The 20,809-nt window shown below is 59.3% G+C and carries 15 protein-coding genes and 1 pseudogene; 2 read left to right on the top strand and 14 right to left on the bottom strand.

What is annotated here, in order from left to right:
* Positions 1 to 7: 7 nt before the first annotated feature.
* From BFP93_RS08230 to BFP93_RS28265, 10 genes are read right to left on the bottom strand one after another with little or no spacing between them, the layout of a single operon-like run.
* Positions 8 to 1,009, bottom strand: coding sequence for an efflux RND transporter periplasmic adaptor subunit (locus tag BFP93_RS08230; protein WP_065892709.1), 1,002 nt, complete (start codon positions 1,007 to 1,009; stop codon positions 8 to 10).
* Positions 1,006 to 3,576 carry a lantibiotic dehydratase gene (locus BFP93_RS08225; RefSeq protein WP_065892708.1) on the bottom strand — a complete coding sequence of 857 codons (2,571 nt, stop codon included), beginning with the start codon at positions 3,574 to 3,576 and terminating at the stop codon, positions 1,006 to 1,008. Before BFP93_RS08225 ends, BFP93_RS08230 begins: the two co-directional genes overlap by 4 nt.
* A complete protein-coding gene (locus tag BFP93_RS28835; protein ID WP_158254522.1) occupies positions 3,573 to 4,595 on the bottom strand; it encodes a hypothetical protein in 1,023 nt (340 codons plus the stop codon). Before BFP93_RS28835 ends, BFP93_RS08225 begins: the two co-directional genes overlap by 4 nt.
* Positions 4,589 to 6,982, bottom strand: a complete 2,394-nt coding sequence (locus tag BFP93_RS08215) for a SagB family peptide dehydrogenase (RefSeq protein WP_065892706.1) — start codon at positions 6,980 to 6,982, stop codon at positions 4,589 to 4,591. The genes BFP93_RS28835 and BFP93_RS08215 overlap by 7 nt, the downstream gene beginning before the upstream one ends.
* Positions 6,983 to 6,993: 11 nt before the next feature.
* Positions 6,994 to 7,623 carry a hypothetical protein gene (locus BFP93_RS08210; RefSeq protein ID WP_065892705.1) on the bottom strand — a complete coding sequence of 210 codons (630 nt, stop codon included), beginning with the start codon at positions 7,621 to 7,623 and terminating at the stop codon, positions 6,994 to 6,996.
* Between the two features lie 10 nt (positions 7,624 to 7,633).
* Positions 7,634 to 8,980, bottom strand: a complete 1,347-nt coding sequence (locus BFP93_RS08205) for a YcaO-like family protein (protein ID WP_163001654.1) — start codon at positions 8,978 to 8,980, stop codon at positions 7,634 to 7,636.
* Positions 8,967 to 9,899 (bottom strand): lantibiotic dehydratase C-terminal domain-containing protein, encoded by a 933-nt coding sequence (locus BFP93_RS08200; RefSeq protein WP_065892703.1) that lies wholly within the window; start codon positions 9,897 to 9,899, stop codon positions 8,967 to 8,969. Before BFP93_RS08200 ends, BFP93_RS08205 begins: the two co-directional genes overlap by 14 nt.
* A complete protein-coding gene (locus BFP93_RS08195) occupies positions 9,899 to 10,942 on the bottom strand; it encodes an ABC transporter permease (RefSeq protein WP_065892702.1) in 1,044 nt (347 codons plus the stop codon). Before BFP93_RS08195 ends, BFP93_RS08200 begins: the two co-directional genes overlap by 1 nt.
* 36 nt (positions 10,943 to 10,978) lie before the next feature.
* Complete coding sequence (locus BFP93_RS08190; protein ID WP_065892701.1) at positions 10,979 to 11,965, bottom strand: ABC transporter ATP-binding protein; 987 nt, start codon at positions 11,963 to 11,965, stop codon at positions 10,979 to 10,981.
* Positions 11,966 to 11,967: 2 nt separating this feature from the next.
* Complete coding sequence (locus BFP93_RS28265) at positions 11,968 to 12,207, bottom strand: hypothetical protein (RefSeq protein WP_128876559.1); 240 nt, start codon at positions 12,205 to 12,207, stop codon at positions 11,968 to 11,970.
* 201 nt (positions 12,208 to 12,408) lie between these two features.
* On the opposite strand from BFP93_RS28265, the pseudogene BFP93_RS27195 reads away from it, so the two are divergent.
* Positions 12,409 to 12,561: pseudogene (locus BFP93_RS27195) on the top strand (IS3 family transposase); the annotation flags it as partial.
* Between the two features lie 378 nt (positions 12,562 to 12,939).
* Here the strand turns inward: BFP93_RS27195 and BFP93_RS08185 are convergent.
* Positions 12,940 to 14,355 (bottom strand): diaminobutyrate--2-oxoglutarate transaminase, encoded by a 1,416-nt coding sequence (locus tag BFP93_RS08185; protein WP_083205621.1) that lies wholly within the window; start codon positions 14,353 to 14,355, stop codon positions 12,940 to 12,942.
* A gap of 166 nt (positions 14,356 to 14,521) precedes the next feature.
* The gene (locus BFP93_RS08180) at positions 14,522 to 14,737 is read right to left on the bottom strand and encodes an MbtH family protein (protein ID WP_065892700.1); all 216 of its coding nucleotides are present in this window, start codon (positions 14,735 to 14,737) and stop codon (positions 14,522 to 14,524) included.
* 298 nt (positions 14,738 to 15,035) lie between these two features.
* Here BFP93_RS08180 and fhuF point away from each other — a divergent pair, with 298 nt between their 5' ends.
* Positions 15,036 to 15,761: a siderophore-iron reductase FhuF gene (gene fhuF, locus BFP93_RS08175; protein ID WP_065892699.1), complete on the top strand. Its 726-nt coding sequence runs from the start codon at positions 15,036 to 15,038 to the stop codon at positions 15,759 to 15,761.
* A gap of 14 nt (positions 15,762 to 15,775) precedes the next feature.
* Here the strand turns inward: fhuF and BFP93_RS08170 are convergent, their stop codons facing one another.
* Positions 15,776 to 17,419 carry a cyclic peptide export ABC transporter gene (locus BFP93_RS08170; RefSeq protein ID WP_065892698.1) on the bottom strand — a complete coding sequence of 548 codons (1,644 nt, stop codon included), beginning with the start codon at positions 17,417 to 17,419 and terminating at the stop codon, positions 15,776 to 15,778.
* On the bottom strand, positions 17,419 to 20,809 hold a 3,391-nt coding region (locus tag BFP93_RS08165), incomplete at its 5' end, for a non-ribosomal peptide synthetase (RefSeq protein ID WP_065892697.1). The genes BFP93_RS08170 and BFP93_RS08165, both read right to left, overlap by 1 nt.

Raw genomic sequence — 20,809 nt, 5'->3', positions numbered from 1 at the left:
GCATTCCTTATAAGAAATCAACGTGTACTGACATGTTGTGTTTGTAGGCTTGCGGGGCTTGCTCCAGGGCAATTCGCACCAGTACGGCAGCCCGTTGCTCGTCAACCAGTGGCGATATATAGGCAACACTGCCGCCCACCGCGAGCTCAGGCAACGCATCGGGTTTGACTGAAACACGTTGCCGGCTTTCGAGTTTCCCCAGGGACTTTTCAGGTACCCAGACCTCGGCATAAAAGTGTCGAGTGTCGACTAATGTCGCAATGCCCGTTCTGGCGAAGCCGCCGGCAGCGGAAACCGGTGAAACCACCTCACCCACGGCAGCATCTAGGGAAACAATGATTCCATCGAATGGGGCACGGATGGTCGCGCGCTCCAAATCGATCTGGCGACCCTGGATATCAATCGCCGCAGACTCAGCCTGGAGCCCATAGCGCTGCACCTCCGCACGGCGCTCGGTGACTTCGGACTTGGCATCCTCGTAGTCCTGGGGTGGCACCACTTGTTCGTCCTTCAACAACTCAATACGCCGGAAACGCGCCTCTGCCAGAGGCAAGCGCTCACGCGCTTGATGCTCGTTGTTCTGCGCGACTTTCAGTTGAACTTGCGCAAACTTCAGTTGGCTGCTCAAGGACGCCGTATCCAAAGCGGCAATGGCATCGCCTTTTTTTACCCGGTCACCGCGTCGTACATAGGTTTTCTTCAAGGTTCCGGTCACCTCGGCGGAAACCGTCGCCAACTGATCGGCCTTGATAAAACCTGCAGCGGTGATTTGCGTGGCCGCACCGGGTACAGGGGCCGTTTCCACTGAGTCCGGTGTGCCGACCTCGCGTTTATCGGCCAAAGGCACAGGTTGAGGCTGCGCAGAAAATACACAGAAGGCGACCGCCGCTGCGCCCGGCAGCAATAGCCACAACCAGCGAGGCCGATGCCGCACCGCCGGCACCGACGCATCCGTAAAGGCGCCGACAGGACGGTTCAATAACTCCAAAGGATCGCGGCTGCTGCTCATTTGATCCATCCATTGGCCATATGCCCACCCACCAGCACCATTTCCGTATGCATCTCCGTAACGCAGGGTTTATCGTCAATCTTCAGCCAGCTGTCTTGTGGCGCCGGAAGCGCCTCGCGAAGTACCAGCCAATCAGTGTCCCGCGCCAAACCGAGCAAGTAGTCCATGCACGCGATATTGCTCAGGCGGCACCAGAACGGCTTGCGGGTTTTGGCGGCGGCGAAAGATTTCCAACCAAAAAAATCGTCGAATTGACCGTTCACAAACACGTCTTCAGGGATGCCATGTTCGGCACACAGCCGTAACAGCGCAGCGACCTGTGCCGAGCTGCTGAGGCCCTCCAGGCACTCAAGCAGCATGCGCGAGCGCAACCACCAGGTTTCCCGCAACAGCACACAGCCGTCGTCTTCCAGACGTGGCTGGTGGCGAAAGTCAGCGTCGAGGTGGCCTGCGCTCACCATTTCAGCGCCTGGGCGCCCGATCTGGACGGGCTCGACCAGCAGCGTGAGCAGATACTTGATCCCCCAGGCCGGCAGCGGCGAAGCGCCGCCCAAGTACTGCAACGCTAGCGGCTGATGATCCGGGCCGATCAGCTCAAGCAGGCCGGTGTCGGCGTTGTGGATCAATTGCATATCCCGCAACAGCAAGTCACTGTCCTGCATAGGTTGCTCATCCAGGCATAACTGCCGCTCGCACAACCGCGGCTGTGCTTGCAGATTGCTTGACTCACCACTGACCGTGACGGTCGCTGGAGCAATCGGGCGATGAACGTCCACAATCCAATCGCGCAACTGAGTTTCGTAGGGATCCTGCTGCGTGCCATTGTTAATGGCCCCACGCGCAAGTTGCCAGGCGGCTCGGTGGTACGCGCCATTTATCACCACCAGCGGTTTGCCGTTAAGGGCCTCGTCCAGGTCAGGCGTTACCAGCTGGAAATACACCGTCAAGGGCAGGCGCAATGCTGCTGGCGCGACGCGGCCAAGAGCCGGGCGTGGAACGTTGCCATTGAGAATGTTTTGTCCCAACGCCAAGTAGGCCGGCCACACGTCACGCAAGAAACCCTCGACGTCCGTGCAGCAGCCTCCTTCTGCGAATCGCTCAATGAAGCATTCACGCAGCCATAGATATTCGGCCGAAATAGTCGCGTACCGACCCACCACATCAGCAACACGACGCAACGTCTGCTCGGCAAACCGCGTCCCGAAACTCAGGGTCAGGCCACTATTGCGCACATCTTCATAGACACTGCTGGCCAGCCGTGGAGGGTGGCGATTGCCAAGTCGGGTATGCAGCTCGGCGATGCCCTCCTCAATCTCATTGAGCAATGCAGGACGCAAGGATGTGGGCGTGTCGGCAAAGGTGCGGGCACGGTTATCGAGTTGGCGCAGCTGGCCTGCCAGCTCGGTCATCTGCGGGTGCTCTTGCATGGCATCGGCCAACAATAAAGCGGGTGCATCATCCTGTGCCTGCCATTGCGGGAGCAGGCGCAGGATGTCTTTGCGTAACAGCTGTTTAAGCAGGCGTTCAGCTTTCTGCGGTTCCCGCTCAATCTGGCGCAGACGCCGCAAAAAATCTTCCCGACCAAAACACGCGGGCAATCTTTGCAACAGCGCGCACAGCGAAGGGGCCAGCCTGGCATTGAGCAAACTTTCCTCACTCCACAGCGTGCCGCGCCGCACTTGATAATCGCGCCCATGGGCACGAAGCGATCGCAAAAAAGCGTTTTCGTCCTGCAAAAAACGCAGGCTTGGATTCAGACAAAATTCAACTTTGTTGCTGTCAGCCAGCGAACTCTCGGCCAACTGCTCGCGCAATGCGACGACCACGCTTCGGCTTAAGCGCGACGTTGCCTGCAACCTTTGGCCATGAGCGTGGAGGTGGCCCAGTTCGCAGGTCGGGTCCAGGTTTGCTTGGCAGGTGGAGGCAAAACTACTGAAGGGACTGACCTTCATTCCCGCACGCAGCATGAACGCCATCACGGTGCGCTCCAATTGCTTGCGTCGTTTGCGCGGATGCGCCTGCAGGGGCAGCTGTAATTGGGCCAGCAGCCGCGGCGCGGCCAGTCCTAATGCACGATTGAAAGCCGGCTGCGCCAGTGCGTCCTGCAAGATTGCTCGAGTGGTTTCCTGTTGCGCAGCGCAGCTCGACTCCAGACGCGCCTGCAGTTCGGCACGCGTCCTGAATACCTGCTGATACGTTTGGCAGAGTGCGAGAACATTGGGCAATTGCTGTTCGAGCCATGCCAATAGCTCGGCGCTCGCCAGCAGTTCAACGCCGTTGAAGACCTGCCGTTTTGCCCGCAATAACCCTGCGCGATAGGCCGTTGCCGAGGGCTGCGCGACAGCATCGAATAATGCACTGACCAGGTTAAGGGCCAGCACGTGCAATTGCTCCACGACAGAGCGCAGCCGCGCGGCAATCTCACTGACTTCCCGCCCAGGCAACTCAACGCCGTGAGTGGCAGGCAAACCTGCGATGCGTACCAGTACGAACGGCATGATCCGCAGCTCGGTGGTTGCATCTTGGACGCCCTTGGAAGGCAGCGCACACGTCTCGTAAGTGCTCATTGAATGGCCCAGCCGGCGACTTGGATGATGACGAAAGCCGTGACGATGATGTAGAGCGCCGCATAGGCTGCAAAGGCGTTGCGACGAACATTCATGACCGACATAGACGCCCTCCCCCATCGCGGCTGATAAGTCTGTCGGATGTCGCCGAAATACACGTCAAAGGCCGTGCGCCCATCAGAGATTCGAAATGGGGTGAGATTGAAGTACAGGCCGAGCAACACCAGTTGCAACAGCGCCTGTACAACCGCAGTAGCACTGCCTGGTGGCATGAGCATCAACTCGGCGGCAAGCACGCCGGCCAGCAGCAGATCCAGGACGGGGCCCGCAATGGCGACGTGCAGACGTATCGCGTCACCAGGGAACAGATGAATCGCCGACGTATTGATAAAGGGCGACGGCAGCAGGAAACCTCTGAGCATCAGCCCGGCGCCCGACACGGGGCAACCATGCATGCGGCAAGCCACGGCATGCGCCAATTCATGCAGGATCAGCCACGCCAGCACTCCCACGCCAAGGGCTGCCCAATGGACGGGCGTTGAAAGAGCCCATTCGCGCCAGTGGGGTTGGTGTTGCAGGGCCAACAGAATGATTACCACACTCCCGATCACCGCGCCGCGCAACAACCAACGGCGCAAGCGCGCAGGAAGGGTGAGCAAGCGCCCTGCCAGAACTTCGGCCAACGGGTCCGGATTAGGCATCGACCAACGGCCCATGGAGCGCACCTGATCCTCGTCAAGCAACCCGGCGGTGCGCAATTTACCGATAAACGTCTGCAAGGCTCGCTGATGATGCGCCGCAGGATGGTTGGGATAGGCCAGGCCCAAAATGGCGATCAACTCGCTTTCACTCGCGCCGCGCTTGATCGCCAACGCCAGCGTGCAGGAAAGACCTGCCAGCTTTAATGGTCGGCTATGCATGTCACCGACAAGGATCAGCGTGTCGATATCCGGCTGTACATCGATAACCCGCGAATTAAATGAGCAGGCGGGGGATGCTTCGCTTGCGTACGTCAACACGCGCCGTCCTCGATCGAATGGCCCAATACCAATGAGAACAACGGTGTTTCGCAGTAGCCGTCGGTACCCGCCAGACGCATGAAGCCAGCCTCAATAATTCCACCCACCGTGCAACCCACCAACCCCATGGCGAGGGCCTCCAGCCAAGTGGCGACCGCAGCGCCGCCCGCTTGCTGCAACAGCAGTGAGTAGACCGGTCGCCCCATCTGACTGAAGCTTTGCTCCAGATCCGCCATGAAAACCAACGCTGCGCCCGCTTTTTGAAAGCCCTGCTGATTGAAGCATTCAGCGAACATCGCCGGGGTCAGCGGGCTTGCGCGCTGCACCCATTGCTCAGGAGCAGGTTTGCGGCAATCGTAGATGCCCGGCGTCATGGACCCATCAGGGCGCATCAGCAGCAGCCAGGGCCAGACGTCCAGTCTCGGGCCTCCCCGTTCTTGGTGAGCAACCAAGGCCCGATGAGCACTGACAACCAGCCTGACCAGGCACGAGGTACTGATCGGCTGTTCGGCGTAACGATAGGTTGCACGACGGCCCAGCAGCAAAGAGGCAACATCCAACGTGTTGTCGCGACCCTCTGGGCTTGGAGGCACCCAGCCTGGAAGGGATTGTCCAACGTGACACGCACGAGTATGGCCGGCGCCGATCAACAGCTCCTGCGCGGTACTGCTGCTCGAACTCAAGAGCTGATTGGCAGGGGCCGACATCGGCCCGCCAAGATGCAGAACGCTGCTGGCGATCTGGGCATGTTCCTGCGTGTTGAGGTTCAGCAACTCAGCACAGCGTTCGGCTTGCAGCAAGGCGGGCTGCACGACCCTCAACCCGAAGACAGAAGCCACCAGAGTGGCGTATTGGCAGGCAATACCGGCATCCCAATGCACAAGGTTAAAGCCGAAATCCTGGTACTTGTTGCGTACGCGGCCCAAGTGGCTCGAGGCGACTAGCGAAACAGGGCACGGTGCGTGCTCTGTCCCGTATAGCAACTGGCGCAAGGCAACAAGACTGGCGACCTTCACAGGGATCAAAGAGTCAGTCTCACCGTCGTAAAGATAAAGACCGGATGCCAGCTGCGCCAAATGATTGACCAACACATAAAAACTGCATGAGCGCAGGCTTCCCCCCGAGGGCGCGATGCGCCGTCGGCTGCCGTCTTCCAACGTTTGCTCGCCGACTGCATACAGCAGAATCGCCGCCAGCTGCGCCAATGACGGTTCGTCGCACGCTGCTTGCACACTCGATCCTCCAGCGTGTGAAGGAAGTTCGGCCGCCGCCGGCAACGTCAGGGTTCCCAGCGCATAGCTGCGGGTGACGGGAGCACCATAAAGCTTTAGATTGGCCATCTTGAAATGGCCTTCGAACAGGCGCGGAGCTAGCCACTCCTTGGGAGGCATGCGCACACTGACGTGATGCACCCAAGCGGCAAACGCCGGATCATCGGGAGCCAGGCAGGCGGCTGTCGCAAGCCCTCCAAAAAGGCTGCCGGGGATTCGCGCGATGGGTTTGTTGACGGGATAGGCACCGCGACTATCAACAGGATGCACGCGAACTTTGTTCAGATAGGTTTCGGTCAACAACCCCAATGCAATCTGCAGCCACTCATGGGCAATGTAAGCACACTGGAACTCCGCTTCCAGCGGGTCGGCCAAGGGCGCCGGTGCGCTGAGTTGCAACCTGGCGCAGCGATGACTTGCGGACAGCCCAGGCAACACCAAGGGCCCCAGATGCATGCAATCGCTGCCAAGCGTACCGATGAAATAAGGTCTTTTCGAGGCATGCAACGCATCGGCGACCTTGAGCAGTTCTTCATCCTCAACGCCACCCGAGAGTACGAGCAGGGCATGAGTATGCTCAGAACCTGCCACCTCAGCAGCGCTGTGTACTACGCGAAGCGTTCCCAGCGTGCCGCCTCCAAGGCTGGCGCATAACGCGGCGCGTACAGGCTGAGGACACGCCACCAGTAATCGGACGGCATCGGCTTGGGCTATGGCTGCGTCACGGTTTGCATGATATCCGGAGGAACCACAGAAGCGCGCGGCATAGCAGCCCACAGGCTCATCGTTGCCGCTTTGCGCGTCGCCGTCCTCTAGCAAACCATAGCGAAACAACAGGGATACCAGCCCTGTGACACCGCCACTGAAGTGCGACGCCAGGTCTTGTGAAATTTCGTCGAGACTGTGGCGGCCGTCCAGCAGAGCAAGCAACTCACTGAGTTTCTTCAGCCCCTGTGGGCAACGCAGGGTTTGTGGTTTCTGAGTGCCATAAAAAGTCACCGCATCGGGCCCAGCCGGCACCACGACTAACTCACGCAATAGCTTTGGGCGTGCAGGCAGTCGCTCCAATAATTCATCTTGCCCGCCGAACTGCTGCCCTGAAAGGTTCGCGCTCATACTCCATTCGCTCATATCTGCCGCGCGACCTCGATGTCACGTTCCAATTGCGCAGTCCAGCGCTCTGCCACACTGACCAGCGTGTTGCCACGACAAGTACAGCCATGCAACGCCGTTATGCGGGTGTGCACCGACCAGCTGCCATTAAGGCTGATAACCGTCAGTCGCCCTCTATGCTCGGGGGCCGCGCCTGCATGTTGCAGCAGTTTCACGGCAGCCATTTGCACCTGGCTGGGTAAGTAACCGGGTATTTGCGCGGTGCCTGTGTGTTCCATGTAAAGCTGGCGATTGCTCTCGAGCCTGGCGTTCTGTGGGGTATCGAACATACTCAGACTGCGGGCCATCGCGCAGCGCAAGCATGGCCCATCAGGAGGCGCCACCAGTGGTCCGATCAGTAGATTTTGATCCGATAGCATCACGACCGAATGCGTCAGTTTCCGCTCCCAAAGCACCTGTGCGAGGCGGCGTGTTCGACTGGGATGCAGACTGCCCAATGCCAAGGCGACGAATGTGTCTTTCCTCTCATCTTCCCAGCGGTGGGAAAGCGCATCGTCGATACTCAGCGAACGACCGCTGACGCAACGCTCTAACAATGCCTGGGCAACGGCAAGACCAAACCCGCCTTGATGGATGACTAACATGGCAGGTTCCTCAGGCAAACGGTTGTGGGTAGGGGTTGATCTCGACTGCGCGTCCCGATTGTTCGGCTTGCCTGGCCTGAGCCTGCAAAATCCGAGGGTGACCCAGATACCTTGCCCGGTAAGTAGCGGACATTGGCATCAGCGCAGGGATTACAGCGCGAATTACCCTTAGCCCTGCGTCGCGCAATTCATCGGTAGTCAGGTCAACCAACACCACTTCCATGCCCGCTGCATCCAAGCGCTCCAACAGGTAGCGCAATTGTTCGCGCGGCGTGACAACGTTCGGCTGACTCATCCGGGAGATCGGCATCACCACGTTAGAGCCCGTCAGAAAATCAAAGGCTGGGCGCTGCTCCGCGCGCCCCATGTAAATTGCGCCATGTTCCAGTTCAACAAAGTCACGCATGTCATCGGGTATGGGTAACGACAGTGCTAATATCGAGCGCCCCATGGCACTTTCGCGGATCAACTTTGCGCAACCATCCCACCGATTAAAGCCGGTGGTGCAATTGATAAATTGCGCCGCTTGCGGATCGCCTTCCTTAAGCTGCAAGCCATACACCGTAGGAATACCCAGCTCTGAAGTGGCATCGAAGAACATCTGCTCAAGACCGCTTTCGCGCAGTCGATAGAACTTTTCCGCATGCTCTGCCGGGGCCGGTTCGTCCAGCCAGATACGGGGCAACGTAGGCCGAAGCAACCACGTCAAGGCGATGGCGTCACGCTCGATGACTTCGCAGATAGCCGCCACCGCCGCTTGGGCAAAGTCAGTATGCGCAGCGACACCGGTTGAGATGGGTAACCAAAAGTGCTCACTTGGCCAAGGGCGTATAAACAAGTGCGTCATGATCAGCGGCACCAGCTTACGCCGGTTTTCCAACGGCGAATAACCGTAGACCCAACGCACAGGAGCGTGCGGGTCAATTCGCTTCAAAGGGCTGAGCGGGTCCGCGTACTCGGCAGCAGAGCCACACGCAATGCTCTCGTAACTCAAGCCTTGTGACCCCACCTCTGCAAAGCTTGCCGTGACAATGTCGTCTTTGTTGAAGACGCTCATCGAATAACGTTCTGCTGCTTCGGCGACAGCACGAACCATTGCAAGCTCCGGACGTTCGTCGGCCCCGCACCCGGCCATTTCTACTCGGCCAGAGCGATTGCCGTGGTAGTCCGAAACATGGGGAAAAGCCAGATTCAGATTACCCAAATGCGCAATAAACGAATGAAAACGAGGTACGTGCATTTCTTGAGAAGAATGTGTCTGCACCGACCTGACCACTCCTCCCGCTGGGGCCAATAGCGACAGAAAAGGGTACTTGTCCACCAGGTCTTTGCTAACCGCAAAATTATGCGGATGCATGGTGCAATCCACGCTCGTAAGTCTTGGCCAGCAAAATCGCCAGATAAGATTCATCCAACGTGGTGAACCCCAAACGGTTATTCATTAAATGAGCGAAATAAAAGGCCAGCGTATCGGCGAGCATCGGGGTATAGAGCGGACACTCTTTTTTGTAGCGCTCCCTCGCATTGCGCATAGCTTTATGCCAACGCGTAATCAGTGTTGCCATAGAAGGATGTTGGGATTGCGTTGGCGGGACAATTGCCTCGTTTGCATCCAACATTGCATTTGCCTTATCGATAAAAGCCGACTTGTAATTACCGATGTCCGGATTGCCGGAAAGCCAGAAGGTTGAATAACGCTCTAAAAACTCGGCACAGGCATCCTCAGACAAAAACATCTGCAGTGTCTCTACAAAAAAAGGCAGGACAGAGTCTTTGCGGCTCAGTTCAGCCTGAGACTCGCGCAGCAATACTTCACGGGCAATATCGCTGGATAGGCAGAAAACTTCTTCGGCAATAGGCATGCCGTGTTCGCCGCCAAAAACATCCAACTCCGCAATATATCGATCGCGGCAGCAATAGATCGAAGAATCTTCTCCGGACGATAAAACGGAATAACCATCGAAAGACACCAGTGGCACATACGTCGAGGGGACGCGCTGGGAAAGCAACGAAAGTCCATCATGCAACTGATGATAAAACTCTCGCTCTTGTGCACTGCCCTCACCGCCGTGGAGGTGCACACGCAAACGCAAATGCAGGCCTCCTTCATCGAAGTAGCGTAAATAAAACCAGTTGCCACTTTCTACAAGAGTCAGCGCACTCGCCAGACAGTCCGTTATAACAAAATCGAGCGCATCATGGTTCCCTCCAACGTAAATCTTGTAATAGTGCCATTCCAATGGCTTGAGTGCACCCGACAACTGAACTGCTTCCATCACTTCACCTTGGGACTGAAACGGAAAAACTTAACGCCAATAAATGCCGAAACCATCAGGTAGGCAATCAATCCGAGAATACTGGTTGAAAGCGAATAGACGCCTTCCAGCCCGGACATCACTTGCCGCAACGCGTCCGAGAGTAGCCCCACCGGTGTCGTCGGAATCAACCAACTCCACTGCCCCTGACTAATATCGTTGAACAACTGGCCAAAACTCATGCAATAGAAATTCAATAATAATAAAAAACCATTCGCAAGGTTTAATGAACTGAAGATGCCGGCAATTGCATAACCGTAAGTGACGAGCGTTGCGCTACCCAGCAGCAATACGAAGCCAAAGGCTACCGGCTGTTCGATGCGCACTCGAAAAAACAAACACCCGACGATTACCAATAACATAACTTGTAGAATGGCGATGACCAGGCGCACGCTGAGTTGAGAGATCAATAACGCCAGTCGCGGCATAGGCACTACCGCAAAGTGCCGATAAATGCCTTTTTCCCGTGCCGCAATGATGGGTGCCGCTGTACCGAACAAAGAAACTTGAAGCAGGGATAACGCCACAGTGGCGGGGAACAGGAACTTGAAATAATCAAATCCGTTTTCGGCAACCAGTCGAGGTTGCAGAGAGGTAGTGGCGGCCGCGGGCGCAGCAAGCAGCTTGTCAATCAGCGGCGCTAGACTTTGCCCCTGCCGCGTACTGTAGAGCGCCAGTGGCGGATTGGGTTGACCGCTTGGAGCGATGACCAGAGTGGCTTGCTGTTGCTGGATGACAAGGTCAGGATCAGCGCTCGCAACTCGCCTTACCGAAAACAACGGCTGCTCAGTCAATGCACTGAACGCCCGATTGGCGGCGCCTTCATTGCCAACGACGAGCACTTTGATACTACTGGCGCTGTCAGGTGTTCCCGAACTGTTGCCCAGGGTAATAATAAAAAACATAGGCAGGGCAAAAGAAAAAACCAGGGGCAGCAGGTCGCGCGAATACTCTTTGAAGGCAGACAGGGACAATCGGGCGTAAACGGTTAAAACAGACTTCATGGCATCATCCTTAATACCTCGATACTCGTGCTGGATTCAGTCGCGCAGGGCTTTTCCTGTCAGTTGAATGAACACATCTTCGAGGGTGCTCTTCGCAATCTGAAGCTGGATGATTATTCCAGGGTGGCTTTTTTCAAGATTCGCAACGTGCAATAAATCGCTACTGACATTACGTGTTTTCAGGCGTACGGAACAATGATACGGGTCTTCAGCGATAGTACGAATTTCAACCTGCGGAATGGCACATAACAATGCATCAGTCAGACCGGCAGGCGTAATAAAGTTAATGCAGTGGTCAGGGCAGTACTTGGCGATCAACGCTTGGGGGCGATCATCTTCAAGGATGAGCCCCTTATCAAGAATAATCACACGATTGCATAGCGCTTCCACTTCTTCCATCTGGTGAGTCGCAATAAGCACGGCACGCTGGGCTTGGCGTTCCTGCTCTAAAATAATATCCCAGATAAAGCGGCGACCTTGAGGATCGATATCGCCGGTCGGCTCATCAAGAAACATGACATCAGGCTCACCAATCAGCGACAGCGCCAACGCTAAACGCCGCTTCTGCCCACCTGATAACCGACCAAAACGAACCTTACTTTGCTCTGTCAATCCTACCTGCTGTATAAGTTGCTTTGCAGATCGAGCATTCTTATAGACCACTTGATACATGTCGACTATCTCAGCGACATTCAAATTGGCAGGCAGCGTAAACGATTGGGGCGCCACACCAATTCGCTGCTTAACCTGCGTAGACAATCCCTTTCGGATATCCACGCCTAACAACGTGATATGACCAAACGCAAACGGCAACAAGCCAAGTATGGTTTCTATCAAGGTCGTTTTGCCCGCCCCATTGGGACCGACCAGACCCACAATATCTCCGGGATGTAAGGAGAAATTGATATCCTTGAGCACTTCTACCTTGGCATAAGACTGACTAAGCCCGGACACCGTCAGGTATCCAGATTGAGTTGTTTTCAGCCAAGGTATCAGAGGCTTAAGCAACGCCTCGTGAAGCATAGTTAACTGCCAGTACTGATAATGCAGGACAAGGTACCTGCAGTAGAAGCTGACGAAACACAGCCACCCGCACAACCACCGGTAGTGCTGGCGCTACCAATACTGGAAGCACAGTCACTGGCAAAATGCAGCGAATCCGACAACTCTTCGACAAACAGCTCGATTTCGTCATAGCTGTTAGCGGGGCTTAATTGGAGGTCGAAACGGTGCGAAGGAGCAATCAGTTGCTGAAGTGAACTCATGGTAAAAATCCTTATTTACAATCGCATATTGATATCACGATGGGCAAGTTAGGGTTTTTTAGCACCACAAGCAATAGGCGCTAACAACAAACCGAGCAAATGATAAGGATTCTCATCGAGAGACCCGCAGAATTCGGAAAAACATACATTAACCAATGCCGACAGGAGGCAGTGTGTCGGCGCTGATTGAAAACGTAGCGGTTCAATCCTCGCAACCGGCAGTCAACGAGCATCAAGCAGTACATTCAGGCCTTGTATTCATACATTCGCTGGTACAAGGAAAAACGTATAAAGATTTCGCTCGGCGCGCTCAGTCCCATTGAGTATCGTGAAAATCTGCGCTTAGCGGCATAACCAGTCCATGTTTCCGCATCCCCCATGCCTATGGCATAAGAATGAGTCTGCACATACAGTTCTAATATTCGTGATTCTGCCTAGGCGGAGTTCCATCAGTCATCGGATCGACCTCCCCTTCTCGGCAGTCCACAAACGATACTACGCTGACATTTAAAAAGGTTATGCGGAACACAGTCACTACAGGAAATTCTTTGCATTGTTCTATGTCGTTGAGGATTTCTTGGGTTCCGACCGCTTTTTTGAAGTGTGGAAGTCAAGAAACCACCCGAAAAACTGGACACCGATTTACGTTATTGGGAAGAGCTATACATGGGGCATTGATTCGTCAGGGGAGGACTTTAAAAGCGAATGGGTTAACCATGCGGCCTACCTGCATCAGCTCGCGGCGGCGACCCCCACGTTCTGCGCCGCCTGGTAGAGAATCTGCCCAACCAGATCGACCTCCGCTTCGCTGATGATCAGCGGCGGCAGGAAGCGAACGGTTGCGCCGTGCCGGCCGCCCAGCTCGACGATCAGGCCACGCTCCAGGCAAGCACGTTGTAGCTTGCGCGCCCGCTCGCCATCGGTAGCGGGTTGGCCCAGGGTATCCTGGCTGGCAGGATCGATGATTTCCATGCCCAGCATCAGACCACGGCCACGCACGTCGCCGATCCAATCGAACTCGGCCTGCAGCCCGTGCAGCAGCGTCTGCAAGCGTGCTCCGACGTTGCGCACATGGCTGCAGATGCCTTCGCGCTGAATGAAGCGCAAGGTGGCATCGCCGGCGGCCATGGCCAGTTGATTACCTCGGAAAGTGCCGGCATGGGCCCCGGGCTGCCATTGATCCAGCTCGCCCCGGTAGACCACCACCGACAGCGGCAGACCACCGCCGATGGCCTTCGACAGCGTCACCACATCAGGGGTGATGGCGCTGCGCTCAAAGGCAAACAGATCGCCGGTGCGCCCGATACCGCATTGGATCTCGTCGAGGATCAGGGGAATATCGTGCTCACGCGTGATCGCCCGCAGCCCCTGCAGCCAGCGATCAGGGGCGCAAATCACCCCGCCCTCGCCCTGCACCGTTTCCAGGATCATGGCCGCCGGCTGGGTCACGCCGCTTTCCGGGTCGGCGAGCAGGTGGCGGATGTAATGCAGGCTGGCGTCGATCGCCTGCTCGCCGCGCAGGCCGAACGGGCAACGGTAGTCATGTGGATACGGCAAGAATTGCACCCCCGCCAGCAACCCACCCAGGGCATTCTTCGGCCCCAGGTTGCCGCTCACAGACAGCGTGCCGAGGGTCATGCCGTGATAGGCGCCATGGAACGCCAGGATGCTCTGCCGCCCGGTTGCCGTGCGCGACAGCTTGAGCGCCGCCTCCACTGCGTCCGCTCCCGTGGGGCCACAGAACTGGATGCGCGCATCCCGGGCGAAGTCGCCAGGCAGCAGATCGAAGACTGTCTCTACGAAGGCATCCTTGATCGGCGTAGTCAGATCGAGGGCATGCAGCGGTATGCCCGAGGCCAGGGTCTTCTGGATCGCTTCCATGATCACCGGGTGATTGTGCCCCAGCGCCAGGGTACCGGCACCGGCCAGGCAATCGATGTACACCTGCCCCCGCGAATCCTCAACATACACGCCCTGCGCCCGCTTGAGCTCCAGCGGTATGCGCCGTGGGTAGCTGCGCGCATTCGACTCGCGCTGCATTTGCCTCTGCAATGCCGGCGTGCTGTCCAGGCAGTAGCGCTGGCTTAGCCCGCTGTGCCGGTGCTGGAGTTCGAGCGTGGTGTTGGTGATCGGGGTGATTGCATTCATCAGTGCATCCTCGTGTCGCGCGGATAGCGCGTTATCTGACGACGCTGCCGGAACGTGCCTCATGCAGCGAACGACCAGCCAACTCAGGCGGCTCCAGGTTGCTGCTATCGGCTACCGGGCAACGTCACCTGCAAGGCCATGACCCGCTCAATGGATGCGCAAGGCATCAGCCGCGATCCTGGGGCTGCATGGCTTGACGCAAGCTCAAAGGCCGCATGTCAGTCCAGGCCGACTCGATATAGGCCAGGCACTCCTCCTTGCTGCCCTGCTTGCCGGCCGCGCGCCAGCCTTGCGGTATTGCCTTGTAATCCGGCCAGAGGGAATACTGCTCCTCGTCGTTGACTACAACCAAAAATCGCGTGTCAGGACTGTCCAGACTCATGTTCCACTCCGTTTCCACTGAAGGTGCGAGTGCTCGTAGGCTTTGCATACGAGCGGCCGTAGGATAATACAGTTAATAACAATTATCATTAGGTATTGGCGTGACGCGTTTACACGCCCTGCTGTCACAGGCCCCCGCTGTCAGAGACAGAGTTCGCCTGCATGCCCCCGGTTTGTTTATACTGATCGCCACCAGTGATAACGAGTCTCAACAGCAAGCGACTGACTATGCCTCGACCCACAGCCTCCCTGAACACGTATTGCGCAATGCCGCCTGACGGTGACACTGGGCCGCGAGGATGATCGCCAGCCTCGCCCCGCTGTTCAGCGGCCCGCTGGCGGACTATGGGGAAAACCTGCAACTGGCCGGTGATCAACAGCCGGCAATTGCCGGCTCGCAACTGTTTCAGCCGGACTATTTCGCCGAGTTCATTGGTGAACTGGCAGCCCGCCATGGCAGCGACGATTTCATGGCGCTGACCTCTATCTGGTCGAAATGGTATTTCTGCTTCATAGCACCCGCCGTGGCGGCCAGCTTGCTCTTGCAGCGCGAGTTGCCTATCGCCCTGAGCGATGTCGGCGTCACCCTCTCGGCAGCGGGAAAGCCGCTTGGCCTGCACCTGCCCCATGAAGGCAGCGTTCTGCCACCCTGCACGCCCTTCGCGCGCTTCGACGCCTTGATCGAGCGGCATCTGAAACCGGTGATCGAGGTGATGGCCAGCGTCTCGAAAGCCTCGCCACGACTGTTCTGGAGCAACGCCGGCAACCTCTTCGAATTCGCCACTACCCAAGTCGAACTGCATCGATTGGCAACGTCCGATTGCGCAGCCCCGGCCAGAACCGTGCTGGAAAGCCGCCTGCGCCCCGACGGCCGGCGCAACCCGCTGTTCGCCCCGGTGTACTACAAGGACGTCGGCGCTGACGAACCGCAGCGGTTACGCCGTATTTGCTGCATTCGCTACCGCCTGCCCGGCATCGGCTATTGCAGCAGTTGCCCACTCGACCGCGACAAAACACCCGAGTAAGCCGCTCCAAGCGGCTACCTGACCAACTGGAAAGGGTTCTCGCTGCTATGGTCATAGTCCACCAACTGGCCGTAATCAAGCCGGTAGATGCGATCGGCCACGTCGAAGTAGCGGTCGTCGTGGGTGATGGCGATGACCGTTTTCCCGGCTGCCTGCAACTCGGGCAGCAGCTCGTGGTAGAACACATGGCGGAACACCGGGTCCTGGTCCGCCGCCCATTCGTCGAGCAGCAGCACTTCGCGACCCTCCATCATCAGCAACAGCAGGGCCAGGCGCTTGCGCTGGCCCTGTGAAAGGGCCGTGGTGGACAGGCGTCCATCGACGAACTGCACCTTGTGCGCCAGCCCCAGGCGTTGCAGATAGTGATCGACCCGCTCCTCCAGACCATCGAGCTGGCCGTTCTCACCGAGCACATCGGCGAACAGATAGAAGTCGGCGAAGATCGCCGCGAAATGCTCGCGGTGCCACTCGCTGTTCGAGACATCCAGTGTCACGCCATTGAGCGCGACCGTACCCTCGCTGGGCTGGTAGAGCCCGGTCAGCAATTTGGCCAGGGTCGACTTGCCGCTGCCATTACCGCCAACGATAAAGATCAGTTCGCCACGGCGAACGTGCAGATCGATGGGGCCCAGCTGGAAGGCGAATTCGTCGCTCTGCCCGGGGTAGCGGTATTGCACGTTGCTCAGGCGCAACTCACGGAAAGGCTCGGCGGCCTTGGGCGGCATGGTGAAGTGCACCGTCTCGCCCAGGGCCAGGTCATCGATGGCCTGCAAGGCCACATGGCCACGGATCACCGCCGGGACGGCATCGAGGATCATCGAGATCGGTGTACGCAGGAACATGATCGCCAACACGTAGCCCACCACCACCTCCTGGCTCAGCAGCCCGAGGCCCTGACCGAGGAAGAACAGCGTACCGATCAGCACGAACACCAGCAGCGACGTCCAGTTCAGGTTGATCGCCCACAGGGTATCGGCGCGTACCGAGGCCTGCAGCGAGGCCTGCGCGATCGGCTCCAGGCGCTGGTTGTACAACATCTGCCGACGCTCCCGGCTCAAGGCCAGTTCGCAGCGGCCGTTGATGGTCGCCTCGAACTGCTCGGTCAACCGGTCGTCCTGCTGCCGCACCTGCTGCATCAGGCGCTTGACCTTGCGCCCGAGCAGCACGTCGAGCAGCACGCCGAAGGCGATCACCACCAGGGTCAGGGCGAAAAAGGGCAGGCTCAGCCAGGCCATGTAAGCCAGGCCAACCAGCAGCAGCAAGCCGTTGTACAGCGAGATCGGCAATTGCTTGAAGGCCGTGGCCACGGTGGTCACGTCCTTGGTCAGCGCGTTGAAAATGCGCGAGCTGCCCAGTCGCTCGATGCGCTCCAGGGCGGTGCCCAGCACCTTGCCCACCAGGCGCAGGCGCAACTGATAGACCAGGCGATGGCCGATCTGCACCAGCAGCCACTGGGCCAGGGTGCCGCTGACGAACAGCAGCAACAGCAGGCCGGCGAACAGCGCCAGCGCCTGGCTCAGGTCATCCAGCCCCTGCTCCAGGCTGCGGTTGATATAGCCGATCAGGCCAATGCTGCTGGCCGCACTCAAGGCACTGCACAGCACCGCCAGGAAAATGCGCCAGCGCGCATCATGCAGCAGTTCCTTCAATAACATCATCAGTTCGACACCTTCTCGGCTGGGTGTTGCGGCGCAATGCTCGGCGCCAGCAAGGACAACAGATCCGTACTCAGGCGCGGCTCGGCAACGATCGCATGATGGCCGACATCAAGGCTCCGATAATGCAGTGCCTTGCGCGTGTGCGCCTGCCAGGGTGTACGCAGATCACCGTGGGCATTGCTGCGCCACAACCAGATGGGCACATCGACCACCGGTAAGGCCTGTTCGTACAAGCGCGTCTTGATCGCCCGGTAGCGCACCATCACGGCCTGCAACTCGGCATCAGCGCCGTGTGATTGCAGATGCTCACGCACCTCGGCGTCGGCCAGCATGCGGGTCACGCCCTCGGCATAATCGCAATCGACCAGTTGCCGGGCCAGACGCTCGCGCACCGTATCGCCAAGCGGCCGCGAACGGGTGCGACACAGGAACACCAGGTCGGCGAGCAACTGGCCACCCTCGTCGCCGTCGCCTGCAAGGCTGCGCTGCGGATCATGATCCACCGTGGCCAAGGCCTTGACGGTGAAGCCGGCTGATTGCAGGTGCGCAATCAACAGCAGCGCCAGGCGCGAAGCCAGGCACCAGCCCAGCACCACCAGCGGCCGCTGCTTGAGCGACTCGGGAATGCTCTGCACATAGCGCTGCAGCAGACTGCCCAGATCCTTGCTTTCCCACCCCTCGTCAAATGCCGCCAGGCCATAAACGGCCTGGGTTTCGCCAAGGTGCTCCACCAACGGTCGGTAGTCTTTCAGGTGGCCCTCCGCGCCATGGACCAGGAGCAAGGCAGGCGCCTCACCGGCCACATCGTTCAGCACCTGCCAGCCCTCGCTACTCGCGCCCTGATCGAGGCTCTGCACCAATTCGCGCACGGTCTGCCGTTCGAACAGCAGATTAGTTGGCGGATTGAGCCCCAGTTGCTCGCGAATCAGTGCCACCACCTTGATTGCCGCCAGGGAATGCCCGCCCGTGGCGAAGAAGTTGTCGGTCACGCCGAGATCCTCGACACCCAGCACGCGGCACCAGATTTCCAGCACGGCGCTTTCCAGTTCGCCGACCGGGGCCACCCGCGCACCTTGCAGGCGCTGCCGGGCACGCTCCAGCAGCGCCTGGCGATCGAGTTTGCCATTGCTGCTCAGCGGCAGGGCTCTCAGGGCGAAGATGCCGGCGGGCAGCATGTAGTCCGGCAGTTGTTGGGCCAAGTCGTCGCGCAGCAGGTTCGCGGCCCTGCCCTGCCCTGGCTCCTCCACAACGAAGGCCAAGAGGCGTTCACCATCAAGCAGCACCGCCGCCTGCTGCACACCCGGCAGGCCGCGCAACGCCTGTTCGACCTCCGCCAACTCCAGACGAAAACCGCGAATCTTCACCTGCTGATCATTGCGCCCGAGAATGCGCAAGGCGCCATCGGCCTGGCGCAACGCCAGATCACCGGTGCGATACAGGCGCGCGCCGGACCGCAGGTCTTGGCCGAATGCCGAACTGCCGACATCCCCCAGGTAGCCGCGGCCGACGCTGGCACCGGCCACGCACAACTCGCCCGCCTGCCCGGAAGGCACGGCGCGCTGTTGTTCATCGAGCAGATAGATGCGGTTGTTGCCGAGCACCTGGTTCAAGGCCGTGCCGCTTACCCCCTGCTCGCTGTCGATGGCCCGCCAGAGCACGCCGACCGTGGTTTCGCTCGGCCCGTAGTGGTTGTACAGGCGGCAACCAGACCCTGCCTGTGCCAGCCGCGCCAGCAGGCTCTCGCCCACCGCTTCGCCGCCAAGCACCAGCACCTGACGCGGCACTACACCCTCCGGCGGATGCTCGCCGATCAATGCCTCAAGGTGCGATGGAACGATCTTCAGCACATCCAGCGGATGCTCGCGCAGTTCCTCGGCGAAGGCCTGCGCATCGGTGACGCTGGCCTGGCTCAGCAGGTGCACGCAGCCGCCCTGCAACCAGGCCGGGTACAGCACGGTATTGCCCAGGTCGGCGAGCAGCGACGACACCAGCCCGTAGTGAGCACCTGCCGGCAGATCCAGCGCGTGAGTGATCTGGCTCGCGTAGTGGCGTAGCTGCCCCTGCTCGATCTGCACGCCCTTGGGCTTGCCGCTGGTGCCCGAGGTGTAGAGCACATAGGCCAGGTGCTGCGGCGCGCTGGTCACCGGCGCAGCGAGTGGTGCAGCGCTGCTGGCCTTCGACCAGGCCAGGCTGGGCACGTCGCAGACCAGGCTCGACTCATCCAGGTGCAGCACAACAGCAGGCTTGGCATCCTCGAGAATGCTGGCCAGGCGCAGCGGTGGCAGCGCCGGGTCCAGCGGCAGATAGGCCGCGCCCGCCTTGAAGCAGGCCAGCATGGCGACCAGCATCTGCGCGCCACGCGGCAGCAGCAGCGCCACCACCTGGTCAGGGCCAGCGCCGGCCTGCTGCAAGCTGCCGGCCACCCGTTCGCTCAGCTCATCCACGTCGGCATAGGACAACAGCTGCCGGCCATCGCGCAGCGCCGGGCTGCGCGGCTGGTGGCGCGCATGGGCACGGAATCGATCGACGATATCGACGTCCGCCGGCAGTTCCTCGCCCGTCACTGTGGGCTGCGCCTCCTCCGTCAGCAAGGCATCCAGGCCGTCCAGCGGCGCTTGCGGCGCCTGCAGCAGTTGGCCGATCCAATGCACGTAACGGCGCAGCAAGAGCTGCATCTGCTCACGGCGATACAACCCGGTGTCGTACACCAGCGCCAACTGGCCCTGGCCGGATTCATCCAGCAGCCAGTGCAGTTGCAGTTCCACCGGTGTGTCGAAGGACAAGGCCTGCAAAGCCTGTACCTCGGCCAGATGCTGCACGCGCAGCCCGGCCTGGTAGCTGGCGCGCCACTCCGGCAGCAGCTCGGCCTGGCCGAGGTACTCCTGCCAGAGCACGGCGCTTTCCAGTTGCCGGGCCAGTTGCCGGGCCAGGCTGACCCAACTGGCATGCTCGGACAAATGCACCTGCATGGGCAGCGTTTGCTCGAACAGCCCGTAGGCGCCCTGCAGTTCCTCATAGTCGTCACGCGGGTCGTGCTGCAGGCCCAACTGCGCATGACGCTGACCGTTCAGGCGGCCGAGCAAGGCGCCCCAGGCTGCCAGGGCGAGAGGCTCGATGGCCAACCCCTCGCCCCCGGCCAGTGCCTGCACGGCACTGCACAGTGCAGGTTCGAGCGCCTGCTGCACGCAGCCACGGGCACCGCTGGCCATGCCATAGCGTTCGATCAGGCGCAGCCCCGGCACCTCCTGCAGGGCCAGGTTGCGCCAGAACTGCACGCCCTGCTCGGCGTCCTCGTCCAGTTGCAGGCCGGCGATCCACTCGGCGTAGTCGCTGTACTGCATCGGCTCGGCCTCCAGTGCCGCGCGCTGCCCCAGCAACTCACGGCGCAGT

The organism is Pseudomonas sp. 44 R 15 (assembly GCF_900004965.1).
In the GTDB taxonomy this organism is placed as follows: domain Bacteria; phylum Pseudomonadota; class Gammaproteobacteria; order Pseudomonadales; family Pseudomonadaceae; genus Aquipseudomonas; species Aquipseudomonas orientalis_A.
The sequence above is the reverse complement of the archived record's forward strand: the minus strand, read 5'-3'. Positions and strand labels throughout refer to the sequence as shown.

Excerpts from the sequence above, each read along its gene's own strand:
- BFP93_RS08230 (WP_065892709.1), bottom strand. The coding sequence starts at position 1,009 with ATGAGCAGCAGCCGCGATCCTTTGGAGTTATTGAACCGTCCTGTCGGC.
- BFP93_RS08225 (WP_065892708.1), bottom strand. The coding sequence starts at position 3,576 with ATGAGCACTTACGAGACGTGTGCGCTGCCTTCCAAGGGCGTCCAAGAT.
- BFP93_RS08215 (WP_065892706.1), bottom strand. The coding sequence starts at position 6,982 with ATGAGCGCGAACCTTTCAGGGCAGCAGTTCGGCGGGCAAGATGAATTA.
- BFP93_RS08210 (WP_065892705.1), bottom strand. The coding sequence starts at position 7,623 with ATGTTAGTCATCCATCAAGGCGGGTTTGGTCTTGCCGTTGCCCAGGCA.
- BFP93_RS08205 (WP_163001654.1), bottom strand. The coding sequence starts at position 8,980 with ATGCATCCGCATAATTTTGCGGTTAGCAAAGACCTGGTGGACAAGTAC.
- BFP93_RS08200 (WP_065892703.1), bottom strand. The coding sequence starts at position 9,899 with ATGGAAGCAGTTCAGTTGTCGGGTGCACTCAAGCCATTGGAATGGCAC.
- BFP93_RS08195 (WP_065892702.1), bottom strand. The coding sequence starts at position 10,942 with ATGAAGTCTGTTTTAACCGTTTACGCCCGATTGTCCCTGTCTGCCTTC.
- BFP93_RS08190 (WP_065892701.1), bottom strand. The coding sequence starts at position 11,965 with ATGCTTCACGAGGCGTTGCTTAAGCCTCTGATACCTTGGCTGAAAACA.
- BFP93_RS28265 (WP_128876559.1), bottom strand. The coding sequence starts at position 12,207 with ATGAGTTCACTTCAGCAACTGATTGCTCCTTCGCACCGTTTCGACCTC.
- BFP93_RS08185 (WP_083205621.1), bottom strand. The coding sequence starts at position 14,355 with ATGAATGCAATCACCCCGATCACCAACACCACGCTCGAACTCCAGCAC.
- BFP93_RS08180 (WP_065892700.1), bottom strand. The coding sequence starts at position 14,737 with ATGAGTCTGGACAGTCCTGACACGCGATTTTTGGTTGTAGTCAACGAC.
- fhuF (WP_065892699.1), top strand. The coding sequence starts at position 15,036 with ATGATCGCCAGCCTCGCCCCGCTGTTCAGCGGCCCGCTGGCGGACTAT.
- BFP93_RS08170 (WP_065892698.1), bottom strand. The coding sequence starts at position 17,419 with ATGATGTTATTGAAGGAACTGCTGCATGATGCGCGCTGGCGCATTTTC.